This is a genomic window from Capnocytophaga sp. H2931 (assembly GCF_002302535.1).
GTDB lineage: Bacteria > Bacteroidota > Bacteroidia > Flavobacteriales > Flavobacteriaceae > Capnocytophaga > Capnocytophaga canis.
The window spans coordinates 2,027,886-2,040,552 of the sequence record NZ_CP022381.1 but is presented as its reverse complement, the minus strand read 5'-3'; the positions used below and the strand labels follow the sequence as shown (position 1 = coordinate 2,040,552).

Below are 12,667 nucleotides of genomic sequence, written 5' to 3'. Positions count from 1 at the left end.
TCTTAAATATGTTTACTTTCTCCAATCCTCTCTGGCACCAAAATAGTGGACATAAAAAGCAAATGATTGAAAAATAAAAATTTAACTTCACAATCCCCGAAACCTATGCTTCTGCACCTGACGAATGGTTTCGCTGTTCCACTGAATGCTCTCCACAAAAGGCTTCTTTCGTAAAGGACAATCCAAATCGCATATTTCACAGGAAAAAGATTTACAATCATCCATATGGAAATTAAAATCAATGGTTCGTTCAGTATTTTTTAGTAATACCTGAATCACTTTTTCCATTTCCTGATGAGCCTCTCGAAGTGAATAGTAGTAGGGTAAGGTAATGTGTGCATCAATATGCAAGTGAGAGCCAAATTGTTGTACTTTCATATTGTGGATATCAATCCATTCGGAATGGCGATTTTCCTGAAGAACCTTTACAATTTCGGTAATGAGGTACTCATCTTGCTCGTCCATAATACCACTGAGTGCCTTTCTGATGATTCTGTATCCAACGATGATGATATATCCTCCAAAGACAAGAGCTACAATGGCATCCAACCATAGCAAATGAGTGAAATAAACTAATACTAAACTGGCTACCACTCCAAGAGTCGAAATAGTATCACTTTTCAAGTGTTGCCCAGAACTCATCAGTACCATCGAATTTTCTCGCTTTCCTTTTTGGTAGGAAATATGTCCCAGCACATAGTTAGCAACAGCCGTTGTCCCTACTATGAAAATTCCCCAATCCAGCTGATGCAAAGCTACTCCCACTATGAGAGAATGTACTGATTGTGCAATGATTAAAATCCCAGCAATTACGATGAGCGTCCCCTCAATTCCCGAAGTGATAAATTCGACCTTTCCATGTCCGTAGGGATGGTCATCATCACGAGGCTTTGCTCCCAAATAAAGTGAATATAATCCCATAAAGGCTGAGATTATATTCACTATACTTTCCATTGCGTCTGAAAAAACGGCATCTGAATTGGTTAATTGCCAAGCAATCAACTTGCCAATAAACAAAACAACGCCAACGATGGCAATCCCTTTTTGGAAGGATAAACTATTAGACATTAGATGGTCGCGATAACTTTTCTTTTGTTAAAATTTATCTTCAACTTCAGCCACATCCAATAAAAACTTGTGCATATCGGTGTTTCGCATAAAAGGCCTTAGTTTTTCACTTCCAGGCCCAAACATTGCCAACTCCACAAAATCAGAGGAATGATCCATACTAATCCACCCAACAGAAGTATGTGCTTTTTGGATTTCAGAAAATAATTTATACGGCAAGTGGTTGTAGTTGTAAATACCATCCTCTTGCCCTGCTTGAGCGTAATAAGTTAACAACTCTCTGGCCTGGTCATCAGTAATAGACATCTTCCCACAGTTATTGTACACGCTTTCTTTGACTTTAGCTATGCCGTCAGTAGGCTTTATGTTCTGCAATATCCAATCATTTGAATGTTTAAAGTCTTGAATTCGGTCAAAATTACCATTACATTGTTTCCCGTAAATCAATCCTGGATTTGCATTTCCATGGTCGGATGTTAGCACTACTAACGTATTTCCGTCTTTTTTAGCAAAATCAATGGCAACCTTTACGGCATCGTCAAATGCCACTTGGTCGTAAATCAGTCCTCCAAGATCATTTCCATGAGCTGCCCAATCTACTTTTCCTGCTTCAACTTGAATTACAAACCCTTGAGGATGATTCTTCATAACGTCAATAGCTTTGGCTGTCATCTCAGCGAGTGTTGGAATTTCAGCTTTAAGTACTTCATCCTGCATGTGGTCGACAGTATATGGCAAAGCTACATCGGCAAAAACTCCAAAAAGAGGTTTTTTAAGTGATGCTTTTTGCATATCTGCTCGATTTCGAACCACCGTGTATCCTTTTTGTTGCAGTATTGCATACACATCCTTCCCATCTTCACGTAAAGAAGGATTGAACACTTTGTTTCCACCTCCCATCATGACATCAAATCCTAATTCCGTATACTTCAACGCAATACCTTCCATATCATTACGTCTTTCCGACCAAACAGAGAATCCTGCAGGTGTAGCATGAGTTATTGGTACGGTGGTTACACAGCCTACCTTTTTTCCAGCTTTTTTAAACTTTTGTAGAATAGGTAGATTTTCCTTTCCATCAGGACTTATATTCAGACTTCCATTATTCACACGAACTCCCCCACCCCACGAGGAACTTGCTGCAGCTGAATCAGTTACAATAGAACTTGCTGAAGCCATATCCATTAAACCTCGTTGTACTAAATTGGTCTCATAAAGCCCCATCCAATTGGACGGACGATCAAACTTTCGTCTGATATATATGTCTGCCATAACAAGTGTTCCTACACTCATACCATCACTTACCATGAAGATGATATTTTTAGCTTTCTTTCCTTTATTTTCCTCTAAAATGGTATTCGCACGTAGGTCAAAAGAGGAAGTTAACATTCCCCCCAATGTGGCTAATGCCCCTTGTTTAAAAAACGACCTTCTTTTCATACTTCTTATCTTTAACATTAATCTATATAATCTCTTTATAACCAGAATTTAGTTTGGTCTCATATTCCCAAAAAGACACCTAACTATTGAAAAATATGCATTGAAAATGTTGCGAAAGTTACGTATTTTATCAGTAAAAACAAACATAATAAACAAAAAGTTTTTTTACATATCTATTCTATTTACTCATTTATCCTGTTTTTCAGTTTTTTGATACCAACGATGTCGTTTCAACATTCGAATAGTTGGAGTTAGAAAAAATAAAAAAAACAATGATGTCAAACTATTACTAATAGTAAATGCTATAGCAACTTGCAACGACGGATTTTGACTCAGAGATGTAGCTATACTTTCTAAAAGACCAAAAAACGGAAAAATAATCAACACCCCGACAATATTGAAAACCGAAGCAGAAAGTGCTACCAAACGAGAGATTGGCGACATCCGAAGGCTAATAAGCAGTGCCGTTGAGGTTGTTCCAATATTTGCTCCAATAACTATGGGGATAGCAGAATCAATGGTAATAGTTCCCTGTGAAAGCAACACAATCACTAACCCCACTACTACTGAACTTGATTGAATGATAACAGTAATAAGAATTCCGTATAAAATTCCTAATAGCGGATTCGAGGCTTTGGAAAGTACCTGAATGAGCATTGGGTCTTTTTTTATAGGTTCCATAGCCTCACCAATGTAAGCCAAAGAGAAAAAGATGAAGCCAAAGTAAAATATTGATTTCCCAACAACGGACACTTTAGCAGGAATCATACTAATTAACGTTCCCAAAACGATAAACAGAGGGCCTAAAAACGTAGATTCCAAAGAAACAATCCAAGCTGTAGAAGTTGTCCCCACGTTTGTTCCAAGTAACACTAAAATACTATCTGTAAAGGTAATTGCTCCAGCATTTACTAGTGAAACAGTTATGGACGAAACCAATGTACTTGATTGAATAACAGCTGTGAACACACCTCCAAGCAAAAAACCTCCTAACGGAAATGCTGTAATTCGACGAATCCAACGAGAAAGACGCTCTGTTCCCAAATTCTCGATTTCTTTACTAAAACTATGCAATCCGTAAACAAATAAAGTAATAGAAGCTATGATGACAATAATCGTTTGAAAATTCTCCAACATTTTTGTACAAAATTAACTTAGCAAAACTACTAAGATTTTCCAATTCAACGAACATTTTTATCATAATTAACAGTACTTTCTTCGAGTTGTTCAACATGTGCATGTATACTGTTTAAAAAAGTTTTTTAATTATGAAAAAATTCCTATTTTTGCGGTACGGTATGCTTTATCTCTTATTTTCACCTGCATACAACTGATTTTAACCATACTAAAATATACATTTGAAGTAAACAAACTCCTTTCGAGGCACTAAATAACGAACCTATGCTACAACTAAACATAAAAAACGAAACCAGTCGACTAAAAGCCGTAATTTTAGGAACAGCCCAAAGCAACGGCCCTACACCTACGTTAGAGGAGGCATACGACCCTAAATCAGCAGAACATATCAAAGCTGGAACCTATCCGATTGAAAAAGATATGGTAAGCGAAATGGAAGCGTTTAACGCTGTCCTTAAAAAGCACGGTGTTACTGTATACAGACCTGAGTTAATCAAGGACTATAACCAAATTTTTTCACGAGACATCGGTTTTGTCATTGAGGACATTTTCATCAAAGCAAATATTTTACCCGACCGCGAACGTGAACTTGATGCCATTCAATACGTGATTGACCAAATTGACCCTACCAAAGTGGTTCGTCCCCCAGAAGAGGTACATATTGAAGGAGGTGACGTAATGCCATGGAATGACCATATTTTCATTGGAACATACAAAGGAGGGGATTATAAAAACTACATTACCGCTCGTACAAATACACAAGGGGTAGAATTCATCAAAAACCTTTTCCCTAACAAAATTGTAAAGGAATTTGACCTCGTAAAGTCAAAAATTGAACCAAGAGATAATGCTCTGCATTTGGACTGTTGTTTTCAGCCTGTGGGCAAAAATAAAGGGATTATTTACAAAAGTGGTTTCCGCGAAGAAGCAGATTACATGTATTTGGTGGAGCTTTTTGGCAAGGAGAATTTATTCCATATTACGCGAGAGGAAATGTACCACATGTTTAGTAATATATTTTCGATTGCACCCGATGTGGTGGTTTCAGAACAAAAATTTACACGTTTAAACAACTGGCTGAAAGACCATGGATTCACCGTTGAAGAAATTCCGTATTATGAAATTTCCAAACAGGAAGGTCTGTTGCGTTGCTCAACCTTGCCCCTTATTCGTGAATAAACCCAGGTTTTAAAAGATACCTTTGGGGACACTTACTAAACATCTTTCTGTTTTACGTGAATCATAATCCTCATTACAAACCAATGTTGAATGAAAAGGATAAGCGAATCACTTTCGAGAAGATATCAGTAAACTCTCTTTCTGCCAATTATATTAAAAAAGGAAGTGAATTAAAAATCGTACTCTACGACATTTTTTATAATAACCTAAAAAACAATAAGTTATAACAGATACAATAGGTGTTTTTTTTTAAGTGAGTGACAGCCGTAACAAATATATTACCTGCGGATTTGGCTTTACGAATGTGGCTTAAAGGAGATGACCCATCGGTTAAGTAACTAATTTTTTAAAACCATAATATTTTAGTATACAAAAAAATACAATGAAGAAGCAAATAACCAACACAATACTAATGATTCGTCCAGTTCGTTTTCGCATGAATGAAGAGACGGCTATCAACAACTATTTTCAAGAAGAAATAGAACTAAAAAACGAAGAAATTAACAACAAGGCACAACAAGAATTTGATGCTTTTGTACAAAAATTAGAAAACATAGGAGTAAATGTTATCGTAGTAGACGACATTTACGAACAAAACACCCCTGATTCCGTTTTTCCAAATAATTGGATAAGCTTTCACCAGAATGGGAACATTGCTCTATATCCAATGTTTGCGGAAAACCGTCGTCGTGAACGTCGTGATGATGTATTGGATTTGCTTGAAGAAAAAGGATTTTCAATTGAGAATGTGTACGACTATACCGATGCGGAAAAAGAAGAATTGTTTTTAGAAGGCACAGGCTCAATGATTTTAGATAGAGCGAATGAGGTAGCTTATTGTGCATTATCGCCCCGTGCTGATGAAGAACTATTCATCGAATTTTGTGAAGACTTTGAATACACTCCTGTGATTTTCAAAGCATACCAAACTGTAAATGGTAAACGAGAATTGATTTACCACACTAATGTGATGATGGCTTTAGGAGAAACTTTTGCTGTAGTTTGTTTGGATGCCGTTGACGACAAATCGGAAAGAAAAGCCTTAACAGAAAGTTTAAAACGTACGGGGAAAGAAATTATTAGCATTACAGAGGAACAAATGCATCGTTTCGCAGGAAATATGCTTCAAGTACAGGGTTCAGACCACACTTATCTGGTGATGAGCCAAGCTGCTTATGATTCATTAACTGAAAAACAAATAAAAAACATTGAAAAGCATTGTAAAATCTTGTATTCCAACTTGGAAACTATCGAAACCTGTGGCGGTGGAAGTGCAAGATGCATGATGGCAGAAGTTTTTTTACCAACGAACTAAAATACGAACGCAAACAATGAAAACAAAGAAACGCAACAAAACCGCGGCTATTTCAGGTTCATTTTCAAGTCATAAAAAAGGAAATGCTACTCTGAATCTCTTAACCAGCATCCTTTTGATAGCTTATGGATACGTAACTGTATTGACTCCCAATTGGATGGCTTTTGACTCGAATGCTCCCAAATTCTACACTTTTGCCATATTGAACTTAGTGGTTGCTATTTTGGTGTTCTCAATTAAAGATTTCAGAGAGAAAAATAAAGTTCTTTTTGGTTTTTTCACCAATAAAATTGGAATTGCATACACCACCATCATCTTTTTTGCTTTGCTTTCATTTGCAAAAGTAATTAATGTTGAAGAGGCTGTTTTACATTTTTTCAAAGTTTTCACCGCATTTTCGGCAGCTTGGATGGTATCCGCTTTAGTGATTTATAATCCGAAAAGCATTACGGTTTTAGCCGTTTCAATGACCGCTTTATTGCTTTACGATTCGTTAGAAACATTTCGTGGGGTGTCAAACATCATCAAAGGAACTGGTTCAGATGGCGATATAAAATCCTCCTACTCAAATAAAAACATTTTAGCTTCGGCAATGTTTATTAAAATTCCGTTTGCAATTTGGCTATTCTTCTTTAAGAAAAATAAACTCCGCATTATTGGAGGTATCGGAACTCTTGTGGGAACCCTCGCCATATTCTTTATGAGTACGCGTGCTTTCTACTTGGCTACATTCATCATCTCATTTGTGCTTATTGGGTATGCTGTGTTGAATTATTTTCTTCTAAAAAACAAAAAAACAGCTGTTAGCGTTGGTGGACATACGCTATTTGTGTTAATCGCTTTTGGAATATTTTCCTTTGTGCAAGGAGTGATGTATCCAAAAGCTATTAAGGAAAGTACAAGTTTCACCGCTCGTTTGGCTACAATTGCAGATCAAGAGAACACAAGTAATAACCTTCGGAAAACAGCTTGGACAACAACCCTTACAGAGATGATTCCAAATGACCCTCTGTTGGGAGTAGGAATCGGGAACTGGAAGGTTCGCTATTTGGAATACGAAAACTCGTACAGCCCTCATTACATATATATGTACAAGGCTCACAACGACTTTCTTGAATTAACCTCAGAAGCTGGTATCTTTGCTGGGTTAGCTTTCTTGTCAATATTTTTATTGATAGCGTATTATTTCTTACGTGCTACTTACAAAAATAAAAATCCAGAATTAGAAAAATGGTTATTTTTACCTTTATTCGGACTTTTCGCCTACTCCTTCGATGCATTTTTTAATTTTCCCCAAGACAGACCTGAAATTCAGTCTCTATTTGCAATTTATGTTGGATTAGCTGTTGGATTATTGGTCGTTCATTTGAGTAAAAACAATCAAATTGAAGAAAATGTAATAACTGAAGAAAACACTGATAAAAAATCCGTTAAAGTAAATTCAGGAGCCATTATTGGAATGATAGCTATCGTTACTATCGTGGTAAATTTAGCAAACGTAGTAGTACAAAAAATGTACTTCGATTCATCAAAAATTCAGCGGATGGTCAAAGAAGAGCAACAAGGAGTTCGAAAAACAAAATCTACATCGGATTTTTTAATTCAAAACTATCCTAAAATCCCAAATTTGACAGCCGTTGCTGAACCAGTAGATGTGGAAAAAGCTCGTTATCTCATTGACGAAAAGAAATTTGACGAGGCTCGTAAAGTTTTACAATCGATTGAATATAATCCTTGGGACGGACGTGCTGACTACTTTACAGCTGTATCCTACTTCATGGAAGAAAACAAAAAGTACGACAGTATTTACAAATATGCTATCTGGGCAAAAGTAGCAAAACCCAATTTCTTCGGAAATGTAAATCTGGCAACTTATGGTTTGAATGGTATGGGGCGAGAAAATGAATCTATTGAGCTATGGAAAGATTTTCTGGAATTGAGTCCACCAGACACAACTTCAACAAAAAAACCTAAAAAATGGAAAAAAATACTAAAAGAAAGGTTTCATGTTGATGTGGACAAAGACGGAAGAAACGCTAAGCGTCAAGAAGCAAGTGCATGGAATGCTCTGGCCTATCTATTAGAAAAGAATGGCATGGTAGAAGAAGCAAAAGCAGTTTTGGATACAGCGATAAAATATGTGCCAAACGACAAAACTGTGGTTGATAATCAGATGAAAATCACATCTCGACTCCAAATGGAACAGTATTTACCCATCTATGGAAAGGCTTTACAATTACAACAACAACGAGACTACGTGGAGGCAGTTAAACTACTATCTCAATTCTTAGAAAAAGTTCCAGCTCATGTTGATGCTTTAGGACAAAGAGCCATCTGTTATTATAACCTACAGCAATATCAAAACGCTATCAAAGATATCGTTCGAATGGAAGAATTGGGAGCTACTCCAAGTCCTGCCATGGATAATTATTATGCATCTTGCTACTACATGATTGGGGATCGTGCCAAAGCCAAAACACTTTTTGAAAGAGCCGTTCAGAAAGGAAATGCGGACGCGGTGAATAACCTAAACAAACTAAAATTCTAACGTATGAACCAAAAAGATACACATAAGAAGGAAATAGTATCTTCCTCTGAAATGAACGTAATTCTTAATCGACTGGCATGTCAACTTATAGAGCGACATGGCGATTTTTCAAATACAGCCTTAATCGGTATTCAACCTCGAGGAACATTTTTAGCCAAACGTTTAGTAACATTACTCAGCGAAAAATACAACATCAAAAACGTCCCTTTAGGATTGTTGGACATCACTTTTTTTCGTGACGATTTCAGAAGAAATAACAAACCATTAGAGGCAAATTCTACAGATATTAATTTCATTGTTGAGGATAAAAAAGTAGTATTTGTAGACGATGTACTTTACACTGGACGTAGCATCCGTTCGGCTCTGACAGCCATACAATCATTTGGCCGTCCATCAGAAATTGAACTTTTAGTATTCATCGACCGACGTTTTAGCAGACATCTACCCATCCAACCCAACTACAAAGGGAGGCAAGTCGATGCCATCAATCAAGAGCGTGTGATAGTACACTGGAAGGAAAAAGACGGTGAAGATACCGTTTACATCATCAATAAAGACAAAATATAACATTCATCATGAGCGAATTAAGTGTAAATCACCTATTAGGAATAAAATACATCACCGAAAAGGATATCCAACTTATTTTTGAAACCGCTGACCATTTTAAAGAGGTTATTAACCGACCTATAAAAAAAGTACCATCATTACGGGATATTACTATTGCCAATTTATTTTTTGAAAACAGCACTCGAACTAAATTATCGTTTGAGTTAGCAGAAAAACGATTATCGGCGGATGTAATTAACTTTTCAGCATCACAATCGTCTGTGGCTAAAGGAGAAACTCTGATTGACACGGTGAATAACATTTTGGCAATGAAGGTAGACATGGTCGTGATGCGACATCCGAACCCAGGTGCATGCGTTTTTCTATCCAAACATGTAAATGCTTCCATCGTTAACGCGGGTGACGGAGCTCACGAACATCCTACACAAGCCTTGTTGGACTCCTATTCCATTCGCGAAAAGTTAGGTGACCTCGCAGGTAAAAAAGTAGTAATTGTGGGCGATATTCTACATTCACGTGTGGCTCTTTCCAACATATTTGCATTGCAATTGCAGGGAGCTCAAGTAAAAGTATGTGGCCCTAAGACATTAATTCCTAAATACATTCACACACTTGGTGTAGAAGTAGAACACAACCTAATCAAAGCTTTAGAATGGTGTGACGTTGCCAATATGCTACGTATTCAAAATGAGCGTTTGGATATCAGCTATTTCCCCACCACCCGTGAGTATGCACAACAATACGGTGTAACCAAATCTATTTTAGACAATCTACCAAAAGAAATCGTAATTATGCACCCCGGCCCTATCAATCGAGGGGTAGAAATCACCAGTGAAGTAGCTGACTCTAAACAATCCATAATCTTAGATCAAGTCGAAAATGGAGTTGCTATCCGCATGGCTGTGATTTATTTATTAGCCTCAAAAATAAATAGATAAAAGATGAGTACAAAAATCATAACAATAAAAAAATCAGAATTATCAGACTTTGTCAATACATTTAAAGATAAAGAAGAGTTGAAGTCTACGCATATTATCTTAGATTTATCAGAGATTAAGGATTTAGAAACCAAGGACTTAATTCCGTTTGTAGAAATTTCAAAATATCACACTAAGAAAAACAAAAAAAGCTTAGTCATTGTTAGTGAAGAGATTACATACGGAAATATTCCTAATGAAATCAATTTGACTCCTACCATTCAGGAAGCAAAAGATGTAATTGAAATTGAGGACATTCAACGTGATTTAGGATTTTAATGGAACTGACGATTTTAGGTTGCCATAGTGCCACTCCACGCCCGAACGCCCGTCCTTCATCGCAGGTTTTGGAACTGCGAGGGCATCTATTTCTCATTGATTGTGGTGAAGGTTCACAAATGGCTCTACGAAATGCAAATGTTAAATTTTCAAGAATTAAGCACATATTTATCTCGCACCTACATGGCGACCATTTCTATGGACTACCAGGCTTAATTTCCACTTTCCAACTTTTAGGAAGAGAAACAGAATTGCATATTTACGGCCCAAAAGGTATCAAAGAGGCTATATTATTGCTACTCAAACTAGGAAATGCATGGACTGCTTTCCCTCTGATTTTTCACGAATTAACTTCCGAAGAGTCCGAAATATTATTAGACGACGAAAAGGTAAGTGTCCAAACTATTCCACTAAAACATCGAGTTTATACCAATGGTTTCATTTTCCGAGAGAAAATAGGTGATCGCCAACTAAATTTAGATGCAATCTACAACTATGGCATTGAAACATGTGATTATCAAAACATTAAAAACGGGAAAAACATCACCTTACCCCATGGCGAAGTAATAGCAAACGAACTGCTGAGCTTCGACCCGATTGAACCTCAGAGCTATGCCTATTGTAGTGATACAATTTATTTTGAAGAATTAGCAACTAAAATTAAAGGTGTTAGAACAATCTATCACGAATCCACATTTTTACAACAACATACAGATCTGGCAGAAAAAACAATGCATTCAACAGCTCTCCAAGCGGCATTGACTGCTAAAAATGCAGGAGCTGAGGTTCTTATTATAGGACATTATTCATCAAGATATTCCGACAAAAATCTTTTTCTAAAAGAAGCCCAAACGGTTTTTAAAAATACCCTACTATCCGAAGACGGAAAACGAATAAAGTTTTGAAACAACCATTATTTGTTTACAATAAAACAAATACGTCATTTAAAACTCTTCCATTCGAAAGAGAAAAACTATAAGTCGGAAAAATATTTATTACGGATAAAAAAATAATGATACAAACACAAATGAAATTGATATTTTTCATATATTTTCTATCAATCCCTTGGGTTTTCCCTCAGAATGACTCAATAAAACGTGAAAAAATTGCGAAAGTACGTTCATTTGCCGATGGAAAAAAAGAAGCCGAAAAGATTATCCTTTCGTTAATTCACAAAGGTACCGTACCTGGTGTTGCAATTACCATTACTAAAAAAAATAAAACACTTTGGCAACAAGGATATGGCTTTGCTGATTTACAACATAAAACTCCCGTATCACCACAAAAAACACTATTCCGAATAGCCAGTGTGTCAAAACCTATATCAGCAACCACCTTAGCTAAATTACAGAAAAAAAAGAAGTTCGACTGGAACAAATCAATTTACACCTATCTTCCCAACTATCCCAAGAAAAAACATGACTTCACCATCAAGCAATTAGGTGGGCATCTCGCAGGAATTCGTTCCTACAAAGGAAGAGAACCGTTTAGCAACAAACCGATGACCATTGAACAGGGAATCAACATGTTTAAAAATGAATCCTTACTATCTGTTCCCGGAACACAATACTTATACAGTAGTTTCAACTGGAATTTAATTTCCTTAGCGATGCAAAAATACCTGAAAAAGAGCTTTGAAAATATTGTTTCCGATGAACTTTTAAAACCTTTACAGATGAAAAACACCCTTCCTGACAAAGGAAAAATCATCAAAAATCAAGCTATTCCTTACTCAAATAAAAATAAAGGTAAAGGTTTTGTGCGTTCGCCCGATGTAAATAATTTCTATAAATTAGCTGGTGGAGGCTATCTGTCCACCTCAGAAGATGTTGCTAAATTTGGAAATGCCGTATTGTCTGACGGGTTTATCTCTCAAAAAATAAAAGAAGAAATGCTAATGCCTCAGCAAACCACTGCTGGAAGTTCAACAGGTTGTGGCATTGGTTGGCAATCTACCAAGGATTGGGCTGGACGCACCTACTACGGACACTCTGGAAATGGCATCGGTGGTTATGCTTGGTTTTTTGTATATCCTGAAGAGCAGGTAGTTGTTGTAATGCTTTTTAACATGACCAATCCAAAAATAAGTCAACAACTTCGAGATGTCATTGACTTTATTTTGGCTGGAAGTAAGTTTATTTATATGTAAAAGTTAAC

General features: G+C 36.6%; 11 protein-coding genes. 8 read left to right on the top strand and 3 right to left on the bottom strand.

The window, feature by feature from the left end; all coding sequences use genetic code 11:
- Positions 1-87: 87 nt before the first annotated feature.
- From CGC52_RS08710 to CGC52_RS08700, 3 genes are all read right to left on the bottom strand, one after another.
- Positions 88-1,068 carry a cation diffusion facilitator family transporter gene (locus CGC52_RS08710; protein WP_095894124.1) on the bottom strand — a complete coding sequence of 327 codons (981 nt, stop codon included), beginning with the start codon at positions 1,066-1,068 and terminating at the stop codon, positions 88-90.
- Positions 1,069-1,095: 27 nt separating this feature from the next.
- Positions 1,096-2,508, bottom strand: coding sequence for an alkaline phosphatase (locus CGC52_RS08705; protein WP_095894123.1), 1,413 nt, complete (start codon positions 2,506-2,508; stop codon positions 1,096-1,098).
- A gap of 186 nt (positions 2,509-2,694) precedes the next feature.
- The gene (locus CGC52_RS08700; RefSeq protein WP_095894122.1) at positions 2,695-3,645 is read right to left on the bottom strand and encodes a Na/Pi cotransporter family protein; all 951 of its coding nucleotides are present in this window, start codon (positions 3,643-3,645) and stop codon (positions 2,695-2,697) included.
- A gap of 264 nt (positions 3,646-3,909) precedes the next feature.
- Between CGC52_RS08700 and CGC52_RS08695 the strand changes: the two genes are divergently transcribed.
- The 8 genes from CGC52_RS08695 (at position 3,910) to CGC52_RS08660 (ending at position 12,659) form a co-directional block, all read left to right on the top strand.
- On the top strand, positions 3,910-4,824 hold the full coding sequence (locus CGC52_RS08695) for a dimethylarginine dimethylaminohydrolase family protein (RefSeq protein ID WP_042008492.1): 915 nt from the start codon (positions 3,910-3,912) through the stop codon (positions 4,822-4,824).
- Between the two features lie 382 nt (positions 4,825-5,206).
- The gene (gene ctlX, locus CGC52_RS08690) at positions 5,207-6,139 is read left to right on the top strand and encodes a citrulline utilization hydrolase CtlX (protein WP_042008490.1); all 933 of its coding nucleotides are present in this window, start codon (positions 5,207-5,209) and stop codon (positions 6,137-6,139) included.
- Positions 6,140-6,155: 16 nt separating this feature from the next.
- Positions 6,156-8,687 (top strand): O-antigen ligase family protein, encoded by a 2,532-nt coding sequence (locus CGC52_RS08685; protein WP_095894121.1) that lies wholly within the window; start codon positions 6,156-6,158, stop codon positions 8,685-8,687.
- A gap of 3 nt (positions 8,688-8,690) precedes the next feature.
- Positions 8,691-9,254, top strand: coding sequence for a bifunctional pyr operon transcriptional regulator/uracil phosphoribosyltransferase PyrR (gene pyrR, locus CGC52_RS08680; protein ID WP_042008486.1), 564 nt, complete (start codon positions 8,691-8,693; stop codon positions 9,252-9,254).
- Between the two features lie 8 nt (positions 9,255-9,262).
- Positions 9,263-10,192, top strand: a complete 930-nt coding sequence (locus CGC52_RS08675) for an aspartate carbamoyltransferase catalytic subunit (RefSeq protein WP_042008484.1) — start codon at positions 9,263-9,265, stop codon at positions 10,190-10,192.
- 3 nt (positions 10,193-10,195) lie between these two features.
- Positions 10,196-10,510: a hypothetical protein gene (locus CGC52_RS08670; protein WP_042008483.1), complete on the top strand. Its 315-nt coding sequence runs from the start codon at positions 10,196-10,198 to the stop codon at positions 10,508-10,510.
- On the top strand, positions 10,510-11,415 hold the full coding sequence (locus CGC52_RS08665; protein WP_095894120.1) for a ribonuclease Z: 906 nt from the start codon (positions 10,510-10,512) through the stop codon (positions 11,413-11,415). Before CGC52_RS08670 ends, CGC52_RS08665 begins: the two co-directional genes overlap by 1 nt.
- A gap of 122 nt (positions 11,416-11,537) precedes the next feature.
- Positions 11,538-12,659, top strand: coding sequence for a serine hydrolase (locus CGC52_RS08660; protein WP_095894501.1), 1,122 nt, complete (start codon positions 11,538-11,540; stop codon positions 12,657-12,659).
- The last annotated feature ends 8 nt before the right edge of the window (positions 12,660-12,667 follow it).